Raw genomic sequence first — 24,414 nt, 5'->3', positions numbered from 1 at the left:
ACCCCGAGGACCCCCAGTGCGCTTTCGTCTGACCCCCAGGGAGACGAGCTTTTACGACATGTTCGCCGCCTCCGCGGACAACATCGTCACCGGCTCCCGTCTCCTGATGGAACTGCTCGGGGCCGACGCCTCGGCAAAGGCCGAGATCGCCGAGCGCATGCGGGCCGCGGAGCACGCCGGGGACGACGCGACCCACGCGATCTTCCACCAGCTCAACTCCTCGTTCATCACGCCCTTCGACCGCGAGGACATCTACTCGCTGGCGTCCAGCCTCGACGACATCATGGACTTCATGGAAGAGGCGGTCGATCTGGTCGTCCTCTACCAGGTCGACGAGCTGCCCAAGGGTGTGGAGCAGCAGATCGAGGTGCTCTCCCGGGCCGCCGACCTCACCGCGGAGGCGATGCCGAACCTCCGCACCATGGACAACCTCACCGAGTACTGGATCGAGGTCAACCGCCTGGAGAACCAGGCCGACCAGATCCACCGCAAGCTGCTCGCCCAGCTCTTCAACGGCAAGTACGACGCCATGGAGGTGCTGAAGCTGAAGCAGATCGTGGACGTACTGGAGGAGGCGGCGGACGCCTTCGAGCATGTGGCGAACACGGTGGAGACCATCGCGGTCAAGGAATCCTGAGGCCTCGTGGACACCTTCGCTCTTGTCGTGACCATCGGGGTCGCGCTCTTCTTCACGTACACCAACGGGTTCCACGATTCGGCGAACGCCATCGCCACCTCCGTGTCCACCCGTGCCCTCACCCCGCGCGCCGCCCTCGCGATGGCCGCGGTGATGAACCTCGCCGGTGCCTTCCTCGGCTCCGGTGTCGCCAAGACCGTCAGCGAGGGGCTCATCGAGACCCCGCAGGGCAGCAAGGGGATGGGCATCCTCTTCGCCGCGCTGGTCGGCGCCATCATCTGGAACCTGGTCACCTGGTACTTCGGTCTGCCGTCCTCCTCCTCGCACGCCCTGTTCGGCGGCATGGTGGGCGCGGCGCTCGCGGGCGGGATCGACGTGATCTGGTCCGGGGTGGTCGAGAAGGTCGTCATTCCGATGTTCGTCTCGCCGTTCATCGGGCTGATCTTCGGTTATCTGGTGATGTGCCTGATCCTGTGGATGTTCCGCAACTCCAACCCGCACAAGGCCAAGCGCGGCTTCCGGATCGCGCAGACCGTCTCCGCCGCGGGCATGGCGCTCGGCCACGGCCTCCAGGACGCCCAGAAGACGATGGGCATCGTGGTCATGGCCCTGGTCATCGCCGACACCGAGGAGTACGGCGACGCGATCCCGGTCTGGGTCAAGCTGGTCTGCGCCGTGATGCTCTCGCTCGGTACGTACGCGGGCGGCTGGCGCATCATGCGCACCCTCGGCCGCAAGATCATCGAGCTGGACCCGCCGCAGGGCTTCGCCGCCGAGACCACCGGCGCCTCGATCATGTTCGGCTCCGCCTTCCTCTTCCACGCGCCCATCTCCACCACGCATGTGATCACCTCCGCGATCATGGGCGTCGGCGCGACGAAGCGGGTCAACGCGGTCCGCTGGGGCGTCGCCAAGAACATCGTCCTCGGCTGGTTCATCACCATGCCCGCCGCCGCCCTGGTCGCCGCGGCCAGCTACGGCCTGGTCTGGCTCGCCTTCGGCTAGCCACCAGGAACGCCTGCGCATACGAGGACCACATACCCCTTACGAGAGAGGGCCCGCCCCCCGGGAGCCAGGGGGCGGGCCCTTTCGTCCTCGCGGTGGCACCGCCATGCAGCACCGCGAGGGGCAGGGGGCCGCCCACGCGGGGGCGGCCGGGGCCGGTCAGCCGAAGCGGCCGGAGATGTAGTCCTCGGTGGCCTGCACGGAGGGGTTGGAGAAGATCCGCTCGGTCTCGTCGATCTCGATGAGCTTGCCGGGCTCGCCGACCGCGGCCAGGTTGAAGAAGGCGGTGCGGTCCGAGACGCGGGCGGCCTGCTGCATGTTGTGCGTCACGATGACGATGGTGAACCGCTCCTTCAGCTCCCCGATCAGGTCCTCGATGGCGAGGGTGGAGATCGGGTCGAGGGCGGAGCAGGGCTCGTCCATCAGGAGCACATCCGGCTCGACGGCGATCGCGCGGGCGATGCACAGCCGCTGCTGCTGGCCGCCGGAGAGCCCGGAACCGGGCTTGTTGAGGCGGTCCTTGACCTCGTTCCAGAGGTTGGCGCCCTTGAGCGACTTCTCCACGATCTCGCTCAGCTCGCTCTTGCGGTACGAGCCGTTCAGCCTGAGGCCGGCCGCGACGTTGTCGTAGATCGACATGGTCGGGAAGGGGTTCGGGCGCTGGAAGACCATGCCGACGGTGCGGCGGACCGCGACCGGGTCGATGGACGAGGCGTAGAGGTTCTCGTCGTCGAGGAGGACCTTGCCCTCGACCCGGCCGCCCGGGGTGACCTCGTGCATCCGGTTCAGGGTGCGCAGGAAGGTCGACTTGCCGCAGCCGGAGGGGCCGATGAAGGCGGTCACGGAGCGCGGCTCCACGGTCATCGAGATGTCCTCGATGGCCTTGTGGGAGCCGTAGTAGGCGGTGAGCCCGGAGACGTCGATGCGCTTGGCCATGGAAATCACTGCTTCTTTCGGGTCGCTGAGGCCGCGGTCAGCGACCGGACTGCGGGGCCTTCCAGCGGGCGATGCCGCGGGCCACCAGGTTGAGGATCATGACGAAGGCGATGAGCGCGAGCGAGGCGGCCCAGGCCCGGTCGTAGGCGGCGCCCTCGCCGGAGCTGTTCGCGTACTGCTGGTAGATGTACAGCGGCAGCGAGGCCTGCTCCCCCTCGAAGGGGTTGGTGTTGATGAAGCTGTTGCCCCACACCAGGAGCAGGACCGGCGCGGTCTCGCCGGTGATGCGCGCGACCGCCAGCATGACGCCCGTGGTGATGCCGCCGATCGAGGTCGGCACGACCACCTTGAGGATGGTGCGCCACTTGGGCACGCCGAGCGCGAGGCTGGCCTCCCGCAGCTCGTTCGGGACGAGCTTGAGCATCTCCTCGGTGGAGCGCACGATCACCGGGATCATCAGGATCGACAGGGCGAGCGAGCCGGCGAAGCCGGAGAAGTCGAAGCCGAGGATCAGGATCCAGAAGCTGAGGACGAACAGGCCCGCGACGATCGAGGGCACGCCCGTCATCACGTCGACGAAGAAGGTGACGGCCTTGGCGAGCCTGCCGCGCCCGTACTCCACCAGGTAGATGGCGGTGAGCAGGCCGAGCGGCACGGACATCACGGTGGCGAGGCCGACCTGCTCCAGGGTGCCGATGATGGCGTGGTAGATGCCGCCGCCGGGTTCGGTGTCGGCGACCACGCCCATCGAGTGGCCGAGGAAGTAGCCGTCGAAGACCTTGGCGCCGCGCTTGACCGTCTCGTAGAGGAGGGAGGCGAGCGGGATCACGGCGAGGACGAAGGTGACCCAGATGACGCTGGTGGCGACCCGGTCCCTGGCCTGGCGGCGGCCCTCGACGGCGGCGGCCGCGGTGTAGGTGATCACCACGAAGAGCAGGGCGGCGAGCAGGCCCCACTGGACCTTGTTGCCGAGACCGGCGAGCAGGCCGATGCCGGAGCCGAGCAGGACCGAGAGCAGGGCGATGCCCCAGGCGGAGCCGCGCGGCAGGCGGGCCGTCTTCAGGCTCTTCGGGCGCGGGGTGGTGGCTGCGTGGCTCATGCGTTGGCCCCCGAGTACTCCTTGCGGCGGGCGATGATGGCCCGGGCCGCGCCGTTGACCAGCAGGGTGATGACGAAGAGCACGAGGCCGGAGGCGATCAGGGCGTCCTGGCCCTGCACGGTGGCCTCGGAGAACTTGCTGGCGATGTTCTGGGCGAAGGTGCCGCCGCCCGGGTCGAGCAGGCTGGTCCTGATCACGAACTCCGGCGAGAGGACGGTGGCCACCGCCATGGTCTCGCCGAGCGCGCGGCCGAGGCCCAGCATCGAGGCGGAGATGATGCCGGAGCGGCCGAAGGGCAGCACCGACATCCGGATGACCTCCCAGCGGGTGGCGCCGAGCGCGAGGGCGGCCTCCTGGTGGGCGAGCGGGACCTGGCGGAAGACCTCGCGGCTCACATTGGTCACGATCGGCAGGATCATGATCGCGAGCAGGATGCCCACGGTGAACAGCGAACGCGGGGCGCCGCCCTGCCAGTCGAGGATCCCGGTCCAGCCGAAGTACGTGTCGAGCCAGCCGTAGAGGCCGTTCAGGTGCGGCACCAGGACGAGGACGCCCCACAGGCCGTAGACGATCGAGGGCACCGCGGCGAGCAGGTCGATGGCGTAGCCGATCGGGCCGCTCAGCTTGCGCGGGGCGTAGTGGGTGAGGAAGAGGGCGATGCCGACCGCGACGGGTACCGCGATCACCATGGCGATCACCGAGGAGACCACCGTGCCGAAGGCGAGCACGGCGATGCCGAAGACCGGCGGGTCGCCGTTGGCCTCCCACTCGAAGGTGGTGAGGAAGTTGCCGTCGTTCTTCGCGAGGACGAGCGCGGCCCGGTACGCGAGGAAGCAGGCGATCGCGGCCATGATCAGCAGCAGCAGGATGCCGGAGCCGCGGGACAGGCCGAGGAAGATCCGGTCGCCGAGGCGGACCGAGGGGCGCCTGCTGCCCGGTTCGAGGGGCACGACGGTGGGCGGGGGAGGGGGAGCGGTGTCGCTCTTGGTCGATATATCCATGGGAGTTCTCCGGTCTGCGGGGCCGTGCCCTCGGGCGCGGCTCCAGGCGGCGGTGCACCGGACGGTGCGGGCGGGCCCCCGGTGGCGGCCCGCCCGCACTCACGGTCAGCTCAGGCCGTTGATGACCTCGCGGACCTTCGTGTTGATCTCGGCCGGGATCGGGGCGTAGCCCTTCTCCTTGAGGACACCCTGGCCCTCGTCACCGGCGATGTAGCCGAGGAAGGCCTTCGTGGCGGGCAGCGTCTCCGCCTTGTTGCCCTTCTCGCAGGCGATCTCGTACGTCACCAGGGTGATCGGGTAGGCGCCCTCGGCGGCCGGCTTGTAGTTCAGCTCCAGGGAGTAGTCCTTGCCGGTGCCGACCCGCTTGGCCTCGGCGATCGCCTTGGTGGCGTTGTCGACGGTGGCCTCGACGGGCTCGGCGGCCTCGGTCTTCAGGTCGACCGTGTCGACCGACTCGCCCGCGTAGGAGAGCTCGAAGTAGGAGATCGCGCCCTCGGTCTCCTTGACGTTCTGGGCGAGGCCGGAGGAGCCGCTCGCGGCCTGGCCGCCCTTGGCCGCCCAGGCCTTGGCGGGCTCGTACGGCCAGTTCCCCGGAGCGGCGGCCTTCAGGTACTTGGTGAAGTTGTCCGTGGTGCCGGACTCGTCGGAGCGGTGGAAGGCCTGGATCTTGGTGCCCGGGAGGTCGGCCTTCGGGTTGAGCTTCTTGATGGCCTCGTCGTCCCAGGTCTTGATCTTGTCGTTGAAGATGTCGGCCAGGGTCTGGGCGTCCAGGACCAGGTCGTCGACGCCGGGGACGTTGTAGCCGACCGCGATCGGGCCGCCCACCATGGGCAGGTCGATGGCCTGGCTGCCCTTGCAGACCTTCGAGGACTCCTTGATCTCGTCGTCCTTGAGCGCGGAGTCCGAGCCCGCGAAGGCGGTGGAGCCCTGCAGGAAGTCGGTGACGCCGGCGCCGGAGCCCTTGGGGTTGTAGTTGATCTGCACCTGGCAGGCGGCCGCGAAGTTCTTGCGCCAGGCGTCGATCGCGTTCTTCTGCGCGGAGGAGCCCGAGGCGCGGAGCTGGCCCTTGGCGTCCTCGCACTTGATGTTGCCGGAGTCGGCGGCCGCCGAGCTGTCGCCGCCGCCCGTGCCGCCGGTGTCGTCCGAACCACACGCCGTCAGGGCCAGGGCGCCGGAGACGGCGACGGCACCGATGCAGAGGGCGCGAAGCCGGTTCTTGCGCTGAAGCTTCACTTTCGGGATGTCCTTCCAGGAGCCGCCTCACGCGGGCGGCGTGCGAAGTCGTGGTCTCACCGCACGGGGTGGGGGCGCCGGAATCTGGCGGCGCGCTCCGTACAAGGCCGAAATTAGGCAGAACAGGTGAAGCGGCCGATGGGTGAGGGTGAACGGGGGGTGAACCTCGACGGTCGGCACGGTGAGGCGCGCGACTACTGGACGTGCGGGACACGTCACGGCAGGTGGGAGCCGGTCAGCCGAGCCGGAGGGCGGTGAGGAGGGCGTCCACCAGCTCCTTGTCGCGGGGCTCGGTGAGCCGGGCGCGCGCGGAGAGCGGCGGCAGCCAGCAGATCCGGTCCACCTCGCGGCTCGGCCGGAAGCCGCCCTCGCCCGCCTCGGCCGCCCAGTAGCTGACCTGCTTGGGCCTGCCGTGCGCGAGGTAGTGCGCGGAGGGCAGCACCGGCCCCGGGGTGCAGCGGAAGCCGGTCTCCTCGGCGACCTCGCGCAGCGCGGCGGCCAGCGGCGGCTCCCCGGTCTTGAGCTTGCCCTTGGGGTGCGACCAGTCGCCGTACTTCGGGCGGTGCACCAGGCAGAGTTCGATGCCGCCGTGCCCGGCCCAGGACTCGCCCAGCTCGCGGTGGGCCAGCGGGGAGCGGGCCCGCCGCCACAGCACGCAGCCCGCCGCCCGGACGACGCCCTGCCCGCTCATCCGGTGGCCACCGGTTCCTTCTCGCCCAGCCAGCACTGGCCGAAGGCGTAGCGGGCGGCCTCCACCGCGTGCCGCTGCTCGGCGTGCAGCACGCCGAGCGCGTAGGCGGTGGCCGGGGCGATCCGCGGGGTGCGGGCGGCGGAGGCGGCGGCGAGCGCGGCCTCGGCGGCGTCCCGGTGCTCGTCGAGGGCGCGGCCCGCGGCCCGCAGGCGCCCGGCGGTCTCCGTCTCGGCGCCGGGCTCGGCGTGCAGCACCTCGTGGGCGTAGCGGTGCAGCCGCAGCAGCAGCCGCACCTGGTGCCAGGGGGCGTCCTGCGGCTGCGGTCCCGGCTCGGCGGACAGGCCGTGCACCAGGGCCTCGGCGTTGTAGGGCAGCCCCGCCCGGCGCAGCGGCAGCTGCTGCGCGGCCTCGTCGAGGCGGGCCTTCGCCTCCCGGGCGAGCAGGTGCAGGTCCCCGGCGCGGGCGTTGGGGTCGACCGGCACCTCGCTGGCGAGCACGGCGACGCTGTCGGCGAGGGCGTGGAAGCGGGCCGAGCCGAGCGCGCCGAGGGCGGCCGAGTGGGCGCGGGTGCGGGCCAGGGTGAGCTGGCGTTCCAGGAGGGCACCGGCCTTGGCGGCGCCGACGGCCAGCGGGGGGCCGCCGCGGTCCTCCCGGCGCGGCCCGGGGGCCCGCACCGCCCCCGCCGGGCCGTCCTCGAAGGCGGCGCCGCCGGAGAGCCGGTGCAGGGCGCCGAGCAGCCGCTCCAGGCGGGCGGCGTGCGCGTGCTCGCGGGCGAGGGTGCCGGACAGCCAGGCCAGCTCGGCCCTGATCTCCTCCGACCACGGGCCGTCGAGCAGCGATTTGAAGGTGTGCAGGGTGCCCCCGATCCGCCGGGCCGAGGCCCGCAGCGCGGCCGCCGCGCCGCTCGCCTCCTCGCCCGAACCGGTGGTCCCCCCGTGTTCGCGGTGCGCCCTCAGCGCGCGGAGGAACTCGGTGGCCTGGTGGCGCAGATAGGCCGCCAGGACGTCCCCCGCCGCGGACTGCACCGCGACCTCATGGTGTTGCTGTGCCACGCCGGCGCCTCCGGGCGTCTATGAGCATCTCCTGTACGTTCCGCAGCGGCTGGCCCTCGGGGTCGGTGGCGTGCCGGGTCCAGTCGCCGTCCGGGCCCAGGTGCCAGGAGGCCGTACGGTCGGACATCCCCGTCTCCAGGAGCCGGTTCAGGGCGGCCCGGTGCGCCGGGTCGCTGACCCTGACCAGTGCCTCGATGCGGCGGTCGAGGTTGCGGTGCATCATGTCCGCGCTGCCGATCCACACCTCGGCCTCGCCGCCGTTGCCGAAGGCGAAGACCCGGGAGTGCTCCAGGAAACGGCCGAGCACCGAGCGCACCCGGATGTTCTCCGAGAGCCCCGGCACCCCGGGCCGCAGCGCGCAGATCCCGCGTACCCACACATCGACCGGCACGCCCGCCCGGCTGGCCCGGTACAGCGCGTCCACGACGGCCTCGTCGACCATCGAGTTGACCTTGATCCGTACGTAGGCGGGCCGCCCCGCGCGGTGGTGCTCGGCCTCCTTGGCGATCCGGGAGACCAGTCCGTCGCGCAGCGAGCGGGGGGCGACCAGCAGGCGGCGGAAGTTCTCCCGCAGCGAGTAGCCGGAGAGCCGGTTGAAGAGGTCCGAGAGGTCCGCGCCGACCTGCTGGTCCGCGGTGAGCAGCCCGATGTCCTCGTAGAGCCGGGCGGTCTTCGGGTGGTAGTTGCCGGTGCCGACATGGCTGTAGCGGCGCAGGATGTCGCCCTCCTGGCGGACCACCAGGGAGAGCTTGCAGTGCGTCTTCAGGCCCACCAGGCCGTAGACCACATGGCAGCCCGCCTCCTCCAGCTTGCGGGCCCATTTGATGTTGGCCTGCTCGTCGAAGCGCGCCTTCAGCTCGACCAGGACCAGGACCTGCTTGCCGGAGTCGGCGGCGTCTATCAGGGCGTCCACGATCGGGGAGTCGCCGGAGGTCCGGTACAGGGTCTGCTTGATCGCCAGCACGTCCGGGTCGGCCGCGGCCTGCTCCAGGAAGGCCTGCACCGAGGTGGAGAAGCTGTCGTAGGGGTGGTGCAGGAGCACGTCCCGCTCGCGCAGCGCGGCGAAGACGTCCGGGGCGGAGGCCGACTCCACCTCGGCGAGGTCGCGGTGGGTGCCCGCCACGTACTTCTTGTACTTCAGCTCCGGCCGGTCGAGCGAGGCGATGCCGAACAGGCCGGTCAGGTCGAGCGGGCCCGGCAGCGGATAGACCTCGTCCTCGCTGATCTTCAGCTCGCGCAGCAGCAGGTTGAGCACCACCTCGTCGATGGACTCCTCCACCTCCAGGCGCACCGGCGGCCCGAAACGGCGCCGCATCAGCTCCTTCTCCAGCGCCTTCAGGAGGTTCTCGGCGTCGTCCTCCTCCACCTCCAGGTCCTCGTTCCGGGTGATCCGGAACATGTGGTGCTCCAGGACCTCCATCCCCGGGAAGAGCATCTCCAGATGGGCGTGGGCGGCGATGACGTCCTCGACGGGCACGTACCGCTGCGGGGAGGCCTCCAGGAAGCGGGAGAGCAGCGGCGGCACCTTGACCCGGGCGAAGTGCCGGTGCCCGGAGTGCGGATTGCGCACCACCACGGCGAGATTGAGGGAGAGCCCCGAGATGTACGGGAAGGGGTGCGCCGGGTCCACCGCGAGCGGGGTGAGCACCGGGAAGATGCGGTGCCGGTAGAGGGTGCCGAGCCGGGCCTGCTCACTCTCGGTGAGCTCGTGCCAGCGGACCAGGTGGATGCCCTCCTCGGTCAGCGCGGGCGCGACGTCCTCCTGGAAGCAGGCGGCGTGCCGGGCCATCAGCTCGCGGGAGCGGTTCCAGATCATCTCCAGGACCTCGCGGGGCTGGAGTCCGGAGGCGGAGCGGGTGGCGACCCCGGTCGCGATGCGGCGCTTGAGGCCGGCCACCCGGACCATGAAGAACTCGTCCAGGTTGCCGGCGAAGATCGCCAGGAAGTTGGCGCGCTCCAGGAGCGGGGTGGCGGGGTCCTCGGCCAGCTCCAGGACCCGCTCGTTGAAGGCGAGCCAGCTGCGCTCGCGGTCCAGGAAGCGGCCGAGGGGCAGCTCGGTGTCGTCGGCGTCCTCGAAGTGGTCCAGATCCGAGTCGAGGTCGGGTTCCAGATCCGAGGTGGTCGCGGCGATCGCGTGCGGCCGGTGCGCCGCGATCGAGCCCACGGAGGGCTGAGCGTGCTTCATCGGGGCCTTGGCGTCGGGCTGCGTCATGAGTCCATTGTTCCGCGCCGGGCTCTTCCGCGCCGGGGCGCCGGTCAGCGCGGCCGCGGCCGCGTCCTGTGCCGCGGAACGGCGGAGGCGGCGGGGCGCGGGAAGCCCGGGCTCCTCGCGCGGCGGCGAGGGCTCGGGCACGGCGGGCTGCATTGCCCGAGCCTCGCAAGGCCACCTGAATCAACGGTTACGGCGACATGACGTGCAGGACATCGGGGGGCGGCCCCGGGGGGTCCGGCGCCCGGGGCGGCGGGAGCGGCGGGAGCGCCGCCGCCCGTCCGCCGCCCGTCCGCCGCGCGGGCGGGGACGCTCCCGGGCGCCCGCTGCTCAGCCGGTCCGGTGGCGCAGCACCCGGTAGGCGGCCCAGACGAGGACCGCGGCCAGGGCGAGGACGAGCAGTGACTCGGTGAGCTGTACGTACCAGAAGTGGGCGCGCGGATGGTACTCCGCCCACACCCCGGTGATCCGTACGCCGGGCGGGCACTTCCCGGGGAGGCCGGTCTGCTGGGTGCAGTAGTCGGCGGGCACCTGCCGCCCGGTGGCGGTGATCCGGCCCCAGTCCATGCGGACGCTGTCGGCGTCCATCATCGGCGGGATGTCGGTCCGATCCACCTGCGTCGCCGTCAGGGTGCGCACCGGCCAGAGCTCCCAGCGGAGCGAGGCCGCCAGCTGCGGCAGCGCGGCGCCGATCCCGCCCGCGAGGGCGAGTGCGAGGTAGCCGCGGCGCAGCACCAGACCGGTCAGGGCGCCGAGCGCCACGGCCAGCACCGTGTACGCCCCGAGGACCGCGCCGTGGGTCTCGAATTCGCCCCGGGCGGTCCAGTCCGCCCAGCCTGCGTTGTCGGCACCGGGCGGCTCGGCCAGCGCGAACACCCCGCACAGGAGGGCAGCCGCGGGCACGGCGACCGCGGCGGCGAGGACCAGTTTCGCGGTCAGCCAGCGGGCCGGGGTCACGGACTGGGTCCAGTCGAGGCGGTGCAGCCCGTGCTCCAGTTCCCGCCCGGTCAGCGGTCCCGCGACGAAGGCGGCCACCGCCGCGGGCCACAGGAGCAGCGCCGGGCGGCCCAGTCGGCCGAGTCGGTCGAGGAACTGCTCGGCACTGGCCTGCGCCCAGAACCCGCCGCAGTCCAGGCCGAGTTCGCCGCCGCAGGGCTGGTCCCTTCGCAGCGCCAGCCAGAGCTGCCCGAGGAGGACGAGGAGCGCCGCGAGCAGCACCAGGGCGAGTACGGCTCTGAGGGCGGTCCGGTGCGTCCGTGCCGTGGCCCAGTACGGGCCGCGCAGCCAGGTGGCCGGCGCCGGCAGGTCCCGGGGGATGTCCTCCCGCGGAGGCGCGGAGGCCACGGGGCGGGTGTCCGGGGGCGCGGTCCGCGCGCGGCGGGCGCTCACGAGGCCGCCTCCTCGGGTACGCGCTCCGCGGTGTGCTCGGCCGCCGGGGCCTCGTCCAGGGTGCGCAGATAGCCGAGCAGGATCTCCTCCAGCGAGGGCGCGGCGCTCTCCCAGCCCGCGCCCAGGGGCTCCGAGGTGCGCAGCAGCGCGGTCAGCCCGCGCCCGGTGGCCCGGGACTCGACCACCGTACGGCCGTCCAGATCGGCCGGGCTGCCCCGGCCGGTGACCAGGGTGTGCGCGGCGAGCACCTCCTCCACCTCCCCCGCCAGCCGTACCCGCCCGGCGCCGAGCAGCACCAAGTGGTCGCAGGCGGTGGCGAGTTCACCGAGGATGTGCGAACTCATCAGCACCGTGGTGCCGTTCTCGGCGGCCTCCGCGAGCAGCAGGCCCATCAGCTCGTGCCGGGCCAGCGGGTCGAGGTCGGCCATCGGCTCGTCCAGGAGCAGGAGTTCGGGCCGCTTGCCGAGCGCGAGGGCCAGGGCGAGCCGGGTCCGCTGCCCGCCGGAGAGCCGGCCCACCCGGGTGCGGTCGGCGAACAGCCCGTCCTCGGCCACCCGCTCCGCGGCGGCTTGGTCCCAGCGGCCCGGGTTGAGTTCGCGGCCGAGCCGCAGGGTCTCCTCGACGGTCAACCGCGGGTGCAGCGGCTTGTCCTGGGCCACGTAGGCGAGTCGTTCGCGGGCCGCGACCGGTGCGGTGCCGAGCACCCGGATGCTGCCCTCGGTGGGGCGGAGCAGCCCGGCGGCATGGGCGAGCAGCGTCGACTTCCCGGCACCGTTCGGCCCGACCACGGCGCAGATGCGTCCCGCCGGGACGGCCACGGTGCACTCCCGGAGCGCCCAGGTCCCGCGGCCCGGCCCCCGGGGCGCGGGATCCGCGGCACTCCCGGGGGCCCGCCCGCGCGACCGGGCGAACGGCGAACCGGTACGCCCCCCGAACTTCCTGCCGAGCGCTGCCGCCTCGACGGCGCTGTCCTTCATGGGCGGGATCCCCCTTGGTGTGTGTGCGCTGCGTGGCGTGGGTGCTCCGCGCCCGGCGGGTGCGGGGCGGGGGCGGAGCCGGTGGTGGCCTTGCCTGCCGCGGCCGTGGCCGCGGTCGTATCGGAGTCGGAGCGGGAGCCGGGGTCGGGATGGGAGCCCGGGCCCGCGCCGGTGGGCGGTGCGGATCCGGTGCCGGCCGCCCCGAAGCGCTCGTCGAGAACGGCGGTGAACAGCGCGGCGACGTCCTCCCGTTCGAGCCCGGCGGCCCGGGCCCGCCCCGCCCACTCGGCGAGTTCGGCGCGCAAGGGGGTGTCGGTGGCGGCGGCGCCCAGGGTCCGGCGCACAAAGGTGCCGAGCCCGCGCCGCGCCTCGACGAGCCCCTCGCGTTCCAGCTCGCGGTAGGCCTTCAGGACGGTGTTCGGATTGATCGCCGTGGCCTCGACGACCTCCCGGGCAGTGGGCAGCTTGTCCCCGGGCTCCAGCAGGCCGAGCCGCAGCGCCTGCCGGGTCTGCTGCACGATCTGCACATAGGTGGCGACGCCGCTGCGCCGGTCGATGCGGTACTGGACCACGCAGGCAACACCCTTTCACTAATCAAGTAGTGAAAGGGTGGTCCACAGCAGGGGCGACGTCAAGTACGCCGCCCCTGCTGTCAGTTCTGTCGGCTCCGTCAGCCGGGATCCGCTCGGCCGATGGCGGCCCGTCCGCTCAGGACTCCGTCCGGTACATCAGATCGGTCTCGTACGTGGAGAAGCCCAGCCGCTCGTACACGCTGACTGCGGCCTTGTTGTCCGCGTCCACGTAGAGCATCGCCGTGCCGATGCCGCGGCCCGCGAGATGGCGCAGGCCGATGGTGGTGAGCGCCTTGCCGAGCCCGCTGCCCTGGGCCTCGGGGAGCACCCCGACGACGTAGACCTCGCCGAGCCCCTCCCGCGCGTGCACCTTGGTCCAGTGGAAGCCGAGCAGCTCGCCCGCGGGCTCCCGCACCGCGAGGAAGAAGCCCTCCGGGTCGAACCAGGTCTCCGCCTTGCGGTCGTCCAGGTCGCGCTGGCCGAGGGAGCCCTGTTCGGGGTGGTGGGCGAAGGCGGCGGCGTTCGCGGCGAGCCAGGCCGCGTCGTCCTGGCCGGGTACGAAGGGGCGTACGGCGACCTTCGGCGGCAGCACCGGCTCGGGGAGTTCGAGTCCGGTCAACGGGCGGCGCATCTGGCGCAGTTCGCGGAAGAGGGTGAGGCCGAGGACCTGGGCCAGGTGCCGGGCCGCGGCGTGCCCGCCGTGCGCCCACACCCGCAGCCGCCGCCCCGACTCGTCGAGCAGCAGGGTGCCGAGCGCCCGGCCGTGCCCCCTGCCCCGGTGGGCCGGGTGCACGACCAGCTCCGCGGCGGGAGCCTCGATGGGGTCGGTGTCCTCCAGCTGCGCGTAGCCCAGCAGCTCCTCGCCCGTGTACAGCAGCAGATGCCGTACGCCGGCCCGCTCACCGCCCCGCAGCTGGAGCCGGCCCTGTTCGCTGACCGCGGGCTGCCCGTCCTCGCGGGCGGCCGCGTCGATCAGTTCGAGAACCGCCCCGGCGCGCTCGGGCGAGAGCGTGTCCAGAGTCTCGATACGGCGGAGGGTGGCGGGTGTTGCCGCGTCGTCGCTGGTCATGGATCGAGGATAAGCGGCACGGCGGATCACCCGGGCCCTGCGCCACCGCACCGCCCTCGCTCAGTGGTGCCCGCGTGCCGTGTCCGAGGCTCCGCCGAAGAGGCGGGCGACGATGCGGAAGGGCAGGGTGACGACGGTGGCGATGGCGCCACCGATGGTGCGGAAGACATCGGCGATGGCCTTCAGCATGGTGTACCTCCGTTCTGCGGCCCCGGTCGGCGACCGGAGGCTGCTGCCGTGCGGTACGGCGGTTCTCTCTCCGCGTGCCCCCTTCCTCCGCACAGAAACGGAATCCTCTCTCTCACTTTTCCCCTGCCGTGCGCCCTGCCGTACGCGGCCCGCTCCTCACTTCACCTCTGTCGCTTCCGGCCCCCGTCGCCGCTGCACCCCGAGCCCTCCTTCCTTGGGGCTTCCGGAGCGGCTCAGGGCGTACTCGACCCCCACCCGCCCTGCTCCTGCCGCTCCAGAATGGTCCGTCCGATCTCCCGGTACATCCGGATCATCTCGGTGTTCACCTTGAGCCGGGCCCGGAGGTGGGCGCCCCGGACCAGGGTCTTGAGGTCGTCCACCAGTGCATGGAACCCCGGCGGCACAGCCGGGTCCGGTGTGCCCGGGGCCGAGTTCGCGGGCCCGCGAACTCCCCCGGGGAAGCGGGAGGTTGCCGGTGCCGTCGGTGAGGTCGTGCGTCATGGGGCAAGCTTCACTTCGTACAGGCGTGCGGTGACGTTTCTGCGTGGATATCTCGCCTGGAAGAGTGAGTTGTCGTACTGCATACCGGGATGTGGCCTCCTGGGCGGGACGGTCCCCGGCTCGCAACCAGTCCGTAACCCGTTCCCCCTGGTTGGGCTACGCGCGTCAACCTAGGCTGCGCCTTGCTGAAACCGTCTGCTCGTCCTCGAAACCCACAGGGGGGCCTGTGTCCGCCACAGCCCAGACTCACAAGAAGAGGTCCCGTACCCGGCGCCTGCTCATCGCCGGGGCCTCGCTCGCCGCGGTCGGCGGGCTGGTGGCCGCGCTGCCCGCCGTCGCCGGCACCGGCAAGGGCCACGGCCACGGTCACGGCCATGGGCACGGCAAGGGCCGCACGGTCGACGTCCAGCTGCTGTCCTTCAACGACCTCCACGGCAACCTGGAGCCCCCCGCCGGGTCCTCCGGCCAGGTCAGCGAGGTGCAGCCGGACGGCTCGGTCAAGAAGGTCGACGCGGGCGGCGTGGAGTACCTGGCGAGTTCGCTGCGCACGGCCCGCAAGGGCCAGAAGTACAGCGTGACCGCGGGCGCGGGCGACATGGTCGGCGCGAGCCCCCTGCTCTCCGGGCTCTTCCACGACGAGCCGACGATCGAGGCGCTGAACAAGCTGGACCTCGACGTCACGGGCGTCGGCAACCACGAGTTCGACGAGGGCGCCATCGAGCTCGCGCGGATGCAGAAGGGCGGCTGCCACCCGAAGGACGGCTGCTTCGAGGAGGGCAAGAAGTTCAAGGGGGCCGACTTCCCCTACCTCGCCGCCAATGTGCGCGACGAGAAGACGGACAAGCCGATCCTCAAGCCGTACACGGTCTGGAAGCACAAGGGCGTCAAGATCGGCTTCATCGGCGTGACCCTGGAGGGCACCCCGGACATCGTCTCCGCCGAGGGCATCAAGGGCCTGAAGTTCCACGACGAGGTCGAGACGGTCAACAAGTACGCGAACGAGCTGAACCGCAAGGGCGTGAAGTCGATCGTCGCGCTCATCCACGAGGGTGGCGCCCCGGCCTCCGAGTCGTACAACTACGACTGCGACTCGCCCGGCGCGGGCGACGGCGTCTCCGGCCCGATCGTCGACATCGCCAAGGGCATCACGCCCAAGGTGGACGCCCTGGTCACCGGCCACACCCACCAGGCGTACGTCTGCGACATCCCCGACCCCTCGGGCAAGCCGCGGATGGTCACCTCGGCCTCCTCCTTCGGGCGCCTGTACACCGACACCACGCTCACCTACGACCGCCGGACCCAGGACATCGTCCGTACCAGCGTGAAGTCGGCGAACCACGTGGTCAGCCGCGAGCAGCCGAAGGCCGCGGACATCACCAAGCTGATCGGCCGCTGGAACGAGCTGGCCGCCCCGATCGCCAACCAGCCCGTCGGCTACATCTCCGCCGACCTGCCCGGCAAGGGCACCGCGACCGCGCCCGAGGCCCCCCTCGGCGATGTGATCGCCGACGCCCAGCTCGCCCACGCCAAGTCCCTCGACCCCGAGACCGACCTGGCCCTGATGAACCCGGGCGGCATCCGCGCCGACCTGGTGCACAAGGCGAGCGGCAGTGAGGGCGACGGCGTCGTGACCTACGGCGAGGGCTTCACGGTGCAGCCCTTCAGCAACACCGTCAACCTGGTCGACCTCACCGGCGCGCAACTGGTGACGGCGCTTCAGCAGCAGGTCAGCGGCGGCAACGAGGCCGCGCCGAAGATCCTCCAGGTCTCGGACGGCTTCACCTACACCCTGGACCTGACGAAGTCCGGCGCCGCCCGGGTGGTCACCGACTCCGTCGAGCTCGACGGCAAGGCCCTCGACCCGAAGGCCACCTACCGCGTCGCCCTCAACTCCTTCCTCGCGGGCGGCGGCGACGGCTTCGCCGAACTGGGCAAGGGCGCCAAGCCGCTGGTCGGCGGCGACGACCTGAAGGCCTTCAACGACTACCTCACCGCCAACTCCTCGGCCGACAAGCCGCTCACCCCGCCGAAGGCGGACCGCATCACGGTGGTGAAGTAGCCGCAGCGGGGGAGCAGCGGTAGGCAGGTCTGCGTGAAGAGGCAGGTCCGCGTGAAGAGGCCGGTCCGCGTGAAGAGGCCGGTCTACGTGAAGTAGCAGGTCTGCGTGAAGTAGTGCGTGCGGGGCGGGAGTTGGCGCCCGGCCCGCGCGGAGAGGGCCCCGGTGGGAATCCGCCGGGGCCCTCTCGTGTCCCGTTCCCGGTCCCGCTGGTGCGGACCGGTGCAACACGGACTGGTTCGCTCCGCACCCTGTCCGCCGGACGCGCCCTGTGCTTCGCTGCCGCCATGACTGCTGACGTGACCCCAGACCTCGGCACGACCACGGGCGCCGTACCGCCCCCGGACACCGCCTCGCACCCGGTCCTCGCGCCGGGCCCCACCCCGAACTCCCGTGCCACCAGCCGCCGTTTCTTCCTCGGCAGGGCCGGGGCGGTCGCCGCGGGCGGGGCGCTGGCCTTCGCGGGCGCGCACTCCGCCGCCGCGGCGACCGCGCCCCCGGCCCCTGCCCCGAAGGCGCACCCGCTCCCCTCGCCCGGCACCACCCGTACCCGCGCCCGTCTGCGCGGAGTCCAGGACTGGATGGGCGGGATCGGGGACGCCACCGCCCTGCGCGCGCTGACGATCCCCGGTACGCATGACTCGGGGGCGCGTTTCGGCGGGCCCTGGGTCGAGTGCCAGGACCTGCTGATACGGGAGCAACTGGACGCCGGAGTCCGTTTCCTGGACATCCGCTGCCGCCTCTTCGAGAACGCCTTCACCATCCACCACGCCGCCTTCTACCAGAACCTCAACTTCGACGACGTGCTCACCGCCTGCCGGGACTTCTTGGCCGCGCGGCCCTCCGAGACCGTACTGATGCGGGTCAAGCAGGAGTACTCCGAGGAGAGCGACGCGGAGTTCCGGCGGGTCTTCGACGACTACCTCGACGGGAAGGGCTGGCGTTCGCTCTTCCACATCGCCGACGCCCTGCCCACGCTCGGCGAGGCGCGCGGCAAGGTGGTGCTCATCGCGGACAACGGCGGTCTGCCCGGGGTGCGTTGGGGCGATGCCTCGGTCTTCGACATCCAGGACGACTACAACGCCGAACCGCTGCGCAAGTACCCCCTGATCGAGGACCACTTCCGCAAGGCGGCGAACGAGCCCGGCAAGCAGTACATCAACTTCGTCAGCACCGCCGCGCTGCTGCCGCCCTCCTCCAACGCCGAGCGCCTCAACCCCCAGGTGCGCGACTTCCTGAACGGTTCCGAGGCCGGCGGCTGGCAGGGCCTCGGCATCGTGCCGCTGGACTTCCCCGAGGCCACCGACGGACTGCTGGACGCCCTGCTGCGGCACAACCCTGCGGCGCGCTGAACAGCGACCGTTCGCGGAGGAGTTGGGTGCCTGCGCGCTGAACAGCAACTGGAAACTGGTGAGTTGAGCATCGGCGCGTTGACACCGGCGAGTTGAACTCCGGTGGGCCGCCGCCCGTGTGGTCCCGGTCCGGGGCCTCAGACCTCCCCCGAGCTTGAGCCCGAACCCGAGCCCGAATCTGAGCTCGAACCCGAACCCGAGCCCGGGGGAGTGGGCGGCCCCTCATCCGACTCCTCCAGTCGCGGGGGCGGTTCGGAGGCGCCCGGCAGCCGCAGGGTCGCCACCGTCCCGCCGCCGTGGGCGGGCCGCAGGCCGATCTCGCCGCCCGCCTGCCGCACCGTACGGGCCACGATCGACAGGCCGAGGCCGGAGCCGGGCAGGCCGCGGGCGGAGGGGGAGCGCCAGAAGCGGTCGAAGACGTGCGGGAGTTCCTCCGGGGCGATCCCGGGGCCATGGTCCCGGACCGTCAACTCGCCCTTGCACAGGCTGACTTCGATGGTGCCCGCACTCGGGCTGAACTTCACCGCGTTGTCCAGGATGTTGACCAGGGCGCGCTCCAGGGTCGCCGGATCGGCGCGTACGTACCAGGGGTCGAGGGCCGAGTCGATGTGCAGTTCGGGGCCGCGCAGGCGGGCGCGCTCCAGGGCGGTGGCGGTCAGTTCGTGCAGGGCGACCACCTCGGCGCGGCTGCTCTGCTGGCCGGTGTCCGAGCGGGAGAGTTCCTGCAAGTCGCCGATGAGGGCGGCGAGTTCGGCCATCTGGGCCTGGACGGAGGCGAGCAGGGCGCGCCGGTCGTCGGCGGGGATGTCCCGGCCGCTCTCCTCGCTGCGCACCAGGAGGTCGATATTGGTGCGCAGCGAGGTGAGCGGGGTGCGCAGTTCGTGCCCCGCGTCGGCGATCAGCTGCTGCTGGAGGTCGCGCGAGGAGGCGAGGGCGGTGGTCATCGCGTTGAAGGAGCGGGAGAGGCGGGCGATCTCGTCGTCGCCGTCGACCGGGATCTGCACCGCCAGGTCCTCGGTGCGCGTCACATGCTCGACGGCGCCGGTGAGTTCGTCCACCGGGTGCAGCGCGGTACGGGCGACCCACAGGCCCGCGGCCCCGGCGCCGAAGACGCCGAGCCCGGCGACCGCGGCGAGCAGCAGGGCGAGCCGGTTGAGGGACTGGTCGATCTCGGTGAGCGGCCGGGAGATGCTCACCGCGATCCGGCCCTCGGACAACTGCGTGAAGACGCGCACCTGTTCACCGTCGACGGTCCGTGCGTCGTGCAGGGCGCTGCCCCGCAGCCCGAGCGCGACCTGCTGGTCCTCGCTGCCGACGTCCACCGCCTTGGAGCCGAGGCCGACGCAGCGGGAGCCGTCGCCCTGCACGGTCTGGATGTAGGCGAAGGCGGGCGGGGCGTTCTCGCCGGTACGGGAGTCGGGGGAGCAGTTCTGCCGCAGGGCTTGGAGGTAGGGCTCGGCGGCCGTGGTGTTGCGCAGCGAGTCGTCCAGCTCGTCCCGCAGCTGGTTGCGGGTGAGCACCCAGCAGGCGGTGGCCGCGATCGCCACCGCCAGGGCGACCGCCGCCGCCACGAGCAGGGCGAGCCGGGAACGCAGCGGCAGCGCGCGCAGCCGTCCGCTCACTCCGGACCGCCCGCGCGCAGGGCGTACCCGACCCCGCGCACCGTGTGCACGAGGCGCGGCTCGCCGCCCGCCTCCGTCTTGCGGCGCAGGTACATCACGTACACGTCCAGGGAGTTGGAGGTGGGCTCGAAGTCGAAGCCCCAGACCGCCTTGAGGATCTGCTCTCGGGTCAGCACCTGCCGCGGATGCGCCAGGAACATCTCCAGGAGGGTGAACTCGGTGCGGGTCAGCTCCACCCGGCGCCCGCCCCGCGTGACCTCCCGGGTGGCGAGGTCCATCCGCAGATCGCCGAAGGCGAGCACCTCGCCCTCCTCGGCGCCGCCCTCCTCCGTCGCGTACGAGCTGCGGCGCAGCAGGGCCCGGATGCGGGCCAGGAGTTCGTCCAGCTCGAAGGGCTTGACCAGGTAGTCGTCGGCGCCCGCGTCCAGTCCGGTGACCCGGTCGCCCACGGTGTCCCGCGCCGTCAGCATCAGGATCGGGACCCTGCTGCCGGTGGCCCGTATCCGCCGGGCGGCGGTCAGGCCGTCCATGCGCGGCATCTGGATGTCCAGGACGACCAGATCGGGGCGGTACGAGCCGTCCTTCTCCAGGGCTTCGAGGCCGTCGGCGGCGATCTCGGTGCCGTAGCCCTCGAAGGCCAGCGAGCGCTGGAGCGCCTCGCGCACGGCGGGCTCGTCGTCGACGATCAGGATGCGCTGCTGCGGTGCGCCTTCGGCGCCGGGGGCGGGTGACATGGGCGGGTTCCTCGGATACGGCGGGGGCGGGAGGGGACGCTCGGTCCCAGCGCGGTCGGACTCAGCCTTGCACGCCGGAAGGGTACGAGGGGGCGGGGACGCGGCCCGGCGGGGGGCACGGCCTGTCCTGGGATCGGCGGTCCCTGGATCCGCAGTCCCCGGGTCCGCCGATCCCAGGTCGCGCGATCCCCGCCCCCGCCGTCCCAGGACCCGTGCCATCCGCCACCGGCCGCCGTCACCCCTCAGCTGCTCGCCCCCGACCGCAACTGGTCCAGGTCGGCCTTCACCGTATTGACCGGGATGGCGAAGCCGAGGCCCGCGCTGCCCGAGTCACCGGAGCCGCCGCTGCTCGAACTCGGTGCGTACATCGCGGAGTTGATCCCGATGATCTCGCCGTTCATATTGATCAGCGCGCCACCGGAGTTGCCCGGGTTCAGCGAGGCGTCGGTCTGGATCGCCTTGTACGTGGTGGTCGAGGAGCCGGTGTCGCCGTTGAACTGGCGGCCGCCGAACTCGAAGGGCCAGCCGTCCCCGGGGCCCGGCGTCTGCGGCTGCTGCTCCTGCTCGCTGGCGACCGTGACATCCCGGTCCAGGGCGGAGACGATGCCCCGGGTGACGGTCCCGCTGAGGCCCTCGGGCGAGCCGATCGCGACCACGTCCTGGCCGACCTGGAGGTCCGAGGAGTCGCCGAGGGAGGCGGGCTTGAGCTTCGGGGCGCCGCTCGCCTTGAGCAGGGCCAGGTCCTTCTTGCTGTCCGTGCCGACCACCTCGGCGCGGTAGGACTTGCCGTCGTTCGTGGTCACCTTGACCGAGGAGGCGCCCGCGACCACGTGGTTGTTGGTGACGATCTCCCCGTCCGCGGTGACGATCACCCCGGAGCCGGTGGACTTCCCGCCCTGCGCGGACGCCGTCACCTCGACGATGCTCGGGCTCACCGCGGCGGCAACGCCCGCGACCGTGCCCTTGCTGCTGGTGGCCACGCTGGTGCCGTTCACCGTGCCGGTGGCGCTGGTCGCCGTGGCCTGACCGCTGTCGTTCAGCTCCTGCACGGCGTAGGCGGTGCCGCCGCCCACCGCGGCCGCCACCAGCGCGACCGCCGCGAAGAGGGCCACCGGCCGCCGGGCCCGCCGCCGCTCCCCGTGACCGCCCACCGGAACACCGCCGCCGACGCCACCGTCCCCGCCGCCGACGCCACCGTCCGTACCGGAGCCGCCCTGACCGCCGTGGCCGCCCTGACCGCCGTGGCCGCTCCAGCCGCTCCAGCCACTCTGGCCGCTCCAGCCGGCCTGGCTCGGCCAGGCGTGCGTTCCGCCGCCGGTCGCGCGGTGCCCCGCGGGCTCGTGCGCCGGGCGGGGCGGGTAGCCGCCCTGCGGTGCGCCCGGCCCGGGGCCGTACTGCTCGGAGTGCGACGACCCCTCGGGGCCGTCCTGGTCGTAGGCGCCGCTCTGGCGGGTGTTCTCGTTCATGACAACCAGACTCGGCGCCGTAGATGAGAGCTGCCTGAGCGCGCCCTGAGAAGCCCGGCAGAAGTGCGTATGCCCCATATAAGGACCGGGGCGGCGGCCGGGGGAGAGACGGCAGAGAGCAGAAATGGGGGAGGGAGCGGCGGAGGGACGGAGAGGCAGGAAGGGGCGCAGAGGAGCTTGCGACAGGTGGAGCGGACTGAGGCGACCGTTCAACTCCGGTCGCCAGGAGTCGACTTCAGAAGAAGGAACGGACAGAAACGGGACAACTCCCGTGTGATCGGCCGTGATTGACCGTGATCCGGCCGTCTTCTACGACGTTCCTGTGCGGAGATCGCGGCGCGTTCTAGGCTCGACGAGCCGGAGAACGCGACGCGGCGCGGGCCGGCTGAAGCGGCGCGGGCCGTCTTTCCTGAGCTGCGGGCCCTTCCTGCCGAGGCCTGAACGCTCCCTCTGCCCCGCTCACTTCACCTCACCCCATCTCGCCCGGCTTCACCTCAGCTCACCTCACCCTCCCGGAGACCCCCGTGATACGTGTCCTGCGTGGCCGGAGCAGACGGGCCCTCACCGGCCTGTCCGCCGTCACCCTCGCCCTGGCGCTCAGCTGTGCCGGAGCCCTCGCCGCCGGGCCCGCCGCCGCGGACGAGCAGCCGCCCGGACTGCCCGCGGCGGGGCTCGCGAAGCCGGTCCCGAAGCCGAAGGCCTCCGCGCACGAGCTGCGGGAGCGCCTGCGCGCCGCCCAGCGGCACAACGCCGTCGCCGAGCCGGACGGCACCCGCCGCAAGGCCCCGAAGGCGACGCCGTTCATCATCGGCGGCAGCGAGACCACCATCGCCAAGGCCCCGTGGATGGTCCAGCTCGGCTACTACGACGAGTCCACCGGGGAGGGCTGGTTCTGCGGCGGCGCACTGGTCGCCCCGAACAAGGTCCTCACCGCCGCGCACTGCGTCGCGGGCCTCGACTGGGCGAAGAACGGCGCCGTCCTGTCCGGCACCACCGACCTCGACGACTACGAGAACGGCACCGTGACCGGCGTCCACGCCCAGTGGAACCACCCCCGCTACAACCCGGAGACGATCAAGGACGACATCGCCGTCCTCACCCTCTCCTCGCCGCTGGAGAGCGCCTGGCTGCGCCTCGCGGCCTCGAACGACAGCTCCCTCTACACCCCCGGCACCAAGGGCACCGTCTACGGCTGGGGCCTGACCTCCGGCGCCCCGGGCGCACCGCCGGCGGCGAAGCTGCGCAAGGCCGAGCTGCCGATGGTCGCCGACGCCACCTGCGACAGCGCGCTCGGCGAGGTCTTCGGGCAGGACTACTTCGTCGAGGGCTCCATGGCCTGCGCGGGTACGCCCGCCTCGGGCGCCGACGAGGGGACCACCAGCCCCTGCAACGGCGACTCCGGCGGCCCGCTCGTGGTGAACGGCAAGATCGCGGGCATCGTCTCCTGGGGCGTGGAGGGCTGCACCGCCAAGGGCGCCTATCCGGTCTTCTCCAAGGTCAGTTCGTACGCCTGGGCCGCGCAGCCGCGGATCGACGACGCCGACCTCTCCTTCGACGGCCGCGCCGACCTGCTCGCCCGTACGCCCTCCGGCGGCCTCTTCCAGCAGGACAGCACCGGCACCGGACTCGCGCAGCGCGCCTTCGTCAGCCACGGCTGGGAGTCGCTCGGCTGGGGGCTCCAGGTTGACCTGGACCGGGACTGGTTCCAGGACCTGGTCATCCGGGACACGGCCGACGGCAAGCTGTACCGCAACTACCTGGACCACCAGAGCTGGACCTGGAAGTGGGGCGAGATCTCCTCGGTCTGGGGCGGCTACCCCTCGTACGCCTTCCCGGGGGACATGACCGGGGACGGGTGGCCGGACCTGGTCGTGGTGGACACCGACGGCTCGGCGTATCTGTACCCGGGCAAGGGCAACGGGCAGTTCGCGGCCAAGATCAAGGTGGTCGACAAGTCCTGGAAGAACGTGAAGGTGTACGGGCGGGGTGACCTCTCCGGGGACGGCAAGGCCGACCTGCTGGTCAAGGACAGCGGCAACACCCTGTGGCTCTACCGGGGCACCGGCAACGCCAAGTCCCCGTGGGCGGCGCGGATCCAGGCCCGTACCGGCTGGAAGTACAGCGCCATGGTGACCGACGGCGACCTGACCGGCGACGGGATCGCGGACGTCCTCACCCGTGACTCCGCCGGGAAGCTCTGGCTGCACAAGGGCACCGGGAAGGCCTCGGCCGACCTCTTCGCCGCCCCCACCAGTCTGGGCACCGGCTTCAACCAGTACAACCTGCTGTTCTGATCAGACGGTTGACCAGTCGGCTGATCAGTCGGATGAGCATCCGAAGGCTGATCGGCTCGGCGGTTGATCACTTCAACGTCGGTGAGGTCGTCGGTTCACCGCCCATGCGATGAACCGACCCTCATCCTCGAAACCACCCCGGATCCACCCGCCCGGCCCCGCTTCATCCCCCCGCTTCATACAAACGCTCTTCATCCCGACACCCTTCGTACGTAAGCCCGTCGGACCGGCCCATGGACAGATCGCCGGATGGGCGGATCGCCGGATCGGCATACGTACGAAGGGTGTTGGTGCGACCGGCCGAAGAACCGAAGAACCGACCGGCGGGAG

The 24,414-nt window shown here is 71.8% G+C and carries 20 protein-coding genes and 1 pseudogene; 5 read left to right on the top strand and 16 right to left on the bottom strand.

All coding sequences use genetic code 11. The annotated features are described in order from the left end of the window. The first annotated feature begins 16 nt into the window (after positions 1-16). Together HFV08_RS26635 and HFV08_RS26630 are read left to right on the top strand one after the other, a co-directional pair. The gene (locus tag HFV08_RS26635) at positions 17-637 is read left to right on the top strand and encodes a DUF47 domain-containing protein (protein WP_040251939.1); all 621 of its coding nucleotides are present in this window, start codon (positions 17-19) and stop codon (positions 635-637) included. Between the two features lie 6 nt (positions 638-643). Next, a complete protein-coding gene (locus HFV08_RS26630) occupies positions 644-1,642 on the top strand; it encodes an inorganic phosphate transporter (RefSeq protein WP_168543002.1) in 999 nt (332 codons plus the stop codon). Positions 1,643-1,801: 159 nt separating this feature from the next. Here the strand turns inward: HFV08_RS26630 and pstB are convergent, their stop codons facing one another. The 13 genes and pseudogenes from pstB to HFV08_RS32180 form a co-directional block, all read right to left on the bottom strand. Beyond that, positions 1,802-2,578, bottom strand: coding sequence for a phosphate ABC transporter ATP-binding protein PstB (pstB, locus tag HFV08_RS26625; protein WP_168543001.1), 777 nt, complete (start codon positions 2,576-2,578; stop codon positions 1,802-1,804). A gap of 37 nt (positions 2,579-2,615) precedes the next feature. Then, the gene (pstA, locus tag HFV08_RS26620) at positions 2,616-3,677 is read right to left on the bottom strand and encodes a phosphate ABC transporter permease PstA (protein WP_168543000.1); all 1,062 of its coding nucleotides are present in this window, start codon (positions 3,675-3,677) and stop codon (positions 2,616-2,618) included. Continuing rightward, complete coding sequence (pstC, locus tag HFV08_RS26615) at positions 3,674-4,678, bottom strand: phosphate ABC transporter permease subunit PstC (protein WP_168542999.1); 1,005 nt, start codon at positions 4,676-4,678, stop codon at positions 3,674-3,676. The genes pstA and pstC overlap by 4 nt, the downstream gene beginning before the upstream one ends. Before the next feature lie 105 nt (positions 4,679-4,783). Next, positions 4,784-5,911, bottom strand: coding sequence for a phosphate ABC transporter substrate-binding protein PstS (pstS, locus tag HFV08_RS26610; protein WP_168542998.1), 1,128 nt, complete (start codon positions 5,909-5,911; stop codon positions 4,784-4,786). A gap of 235 nt (positions 5,912-6,146) precedes the next feature. Continuing rightward, positions 6,147-6,602: an NUDIX hydrolase gene (locus tag HFV08_RS26605; RefSeq protein WP_168542997.1), complete on the bottom strand. Its 456-nt coding sequence runs from the start codon at positions 6,600-6,602 to the stop codon at positions 6,147-6,149. Beyond that, positions 6,599-7,654: a CHAD domain-containing protein gene (locus HFV08_RS26600; RefSeq protein ID WP_168542996.1), complete on the bottom strand. Its 1,056-nt coding sequence runs from the start codon at positions 7,652-7,654 to the stop codon at positions 6,599-6,601. Before HFV08_RS26600 ends, HFV08_RS26605 begins: the two co-directional genes overlap by 4 nt. Continuing rightward, a complete protein-coding gene (locus HFV08_RS26595; protein WP_168542995.1) occupies positions 7,635-9,866 on the bottom strand; it encodes an RNA degradosome polyphosphate kinase in 2,232 nt (743 codons plus the stop codon). The genes HFV08_RS26600 and HFV08_RS26595 overlap by 20 nt, the downstream gene beginning before the upstream one ends. Before the next feature lie 327 nt (positions 9,867-10,193). Then, positions 10,194-11,252, bottom strand: coding sequence for an ABC-2 membrane transporter-related protein (locus HFV08_RS26590; protein ID WP_168542994.1), 1,059 nt, complete (start codon positions 11,250-11,252; stop codon positions 10,194-10,196). Further along, positions 11,249-12,229, bottom strand: a complete 981-nt coding sequence (locus HFV08_RS26585) for an ABC transporter ATP-binding protein (protein ID WP_168542993.1) — start codon at positions 12,227-12,229, stop codon at positions 11,249-11,251. Before HFV08_RS26585 ends, HFV08_RS26590 begins: the two co-directional genes overlap by 4 nt. Before the next feature lie 203 nt (positions 12,230-12,432). Beyond that, a pseudogene (locus tag HFV08_RS26580) lies at positions 12,433-12,801 on the bottom strand (GntR family transcriptional regulator); the annotation flags it as partial. Positions 12,802-12,937: 136 nt separating this feature from the next. Beyond that, the gene (gene mshD, locus HFV08_RS26575; protein ID WP_168542992.1) at positions 12,938-13,870 is read right to left on the bottom strand and encodes a mycothiol synthase; all 933 of its coding nucleotides are present in this window, start codon (positions 13,868-13,870) and stop codon (positions 12,938-12,940) included. A 60-nt stretch (positions 13,871-13,930) separates the two neighbouring features. Further along, the gene (locus tag HFV08_RS32185; RefSeq protein WP_281373555.1) at positions 13,931-14,059 is read right to left on the bottom strand and encodes an LPFR motif small protein; all 129 of its coding nucleotides are present in this window, start codon (positions 14,057-14,059) and stop codon (positions 13,931-13,933) included. 233 nt (positions 14,060-14,292) lie between these two features. Further along, positions 14,293-14,439, bottom strand: coding sequence for a DUF1016 N-terminal domain-containing protein (locus tag HFV08_RS32180; protein WP_312885837.1), 147 nt, complete (start codon positions 14,437-14,439; stop codon positions 14,293-14,295). Between the two features lie 347 nt (positions 14,440-14,786). On the opposite strand from HFV08_RS32180, the gene HFV08_RS26565 reads away from it, so the two are divergent. Together HFV08_RS26565 and HFV08_RS26560 are read left to right on the top strand one after the other, a co-directional pair. Beyond that, positions 14,787-16,619 (top strand): bifunctional metallophosphatase/5'-nucleotidase, encoded by a 1,833-nt coding sequence (locus HFV08_RS26565; RefSeq protein WP_168542991.1) that lies wholly within the window; start codon positions 14,787-14,789, stop codon positions 16,617-16,619. Between the two features lie 284 nt (positions 16,620-16,903). Continuing rightward, the gene (locus HFV08_RS26560; RefSeq protein WP_168542990.1) at positions 16,904-17,968 is read left to right on the top strand and encodes a phosphatidylinositol-specific phospholipase C; all 1,065 of its coding nucleotides are present in this window, start codon (positions 16,904-16,906) and stop codon (positions 17,966-17,968) included. A 137-nt stretch (positions 17,969-18,105) separates the two neighbouring features. On the opposite strand, the gene HFV08_RS26555 is transcribed toward HFV08_RS26560, so the two are convergent. The 3 genes from HFV08_RS26555 to HFV08_RS26545 form a co-directional block, all read right to left on the bottom strand. Next, entirely contained in the window at positions 18,106-19,590 is a 1,485-nt protein-coding gene (locus HFV08_RS26555) for a sensor histidine kinase (RefSeq protein ID WP_168542989.1), read from the bottom strand. Continuing rightward, positions 19,587-20,324 carry a response regulator transcription factor gene (locus HFV08_RS26550; protein ID WP_168542988.1) on the bottom strand — a complete coding sequence of 246 codons (738 nt, stop codon included), beginning with the start codon at positions 20,322-20,324 and terminating at the stop codon, positions 19,587-19,589. The genes HFV08_RS26555 and HFV08_RS26550 overlap by 4 nt, the downstream gene beginning before the upstream one ends. Positions 20,325-20,566: 242 nt before the next feature. After that, the gene (locus HFV08_RS26545) at positions 20,567-21,790 is read right to left on the bottom strand and encodes a S1C family serine protease (protein WP_168542987.1); all 1,224 of its coding nucleotides are present in this window, start codon (positions 21,788-21,790) and stop codon (positions 20,567-20,569) included. A gap of 524 nt (positions 21,791-22,314) precedes the next feature. On the opposite strand from HFV08_RS26545, the gene HFV08_RS26540 reads away from it, so the two are divergent. Beyond that, entirely contained in the window at positions 22,315-24,084 is a 1,770-nt protein-coding gene (locus tag HFV08_RS26540) for a trypsin-like serine protease (RefSeq protein WP_168542986.1), read from the top strand. The last annotated feature ends 330 nt before the right edge of the window (positions 24,085-24,414 follow it).

It is taken from the genome of Streptomyces physcomitrii (genome assembly GCF_012273655.1).
In the GTDB taxonomy this organism is placed as follows: domain Bacteria; phylum Actinomycetota; class Actinomycetes; order Streptomycetales; family Streptomycetaceae; genus Streptomyces; species Streptomyces physcomitrii.
Note: the sequence above shows the minus strand (reverse complement) of the source record. Positions and strands in the feature narration are given on the sequence as shown.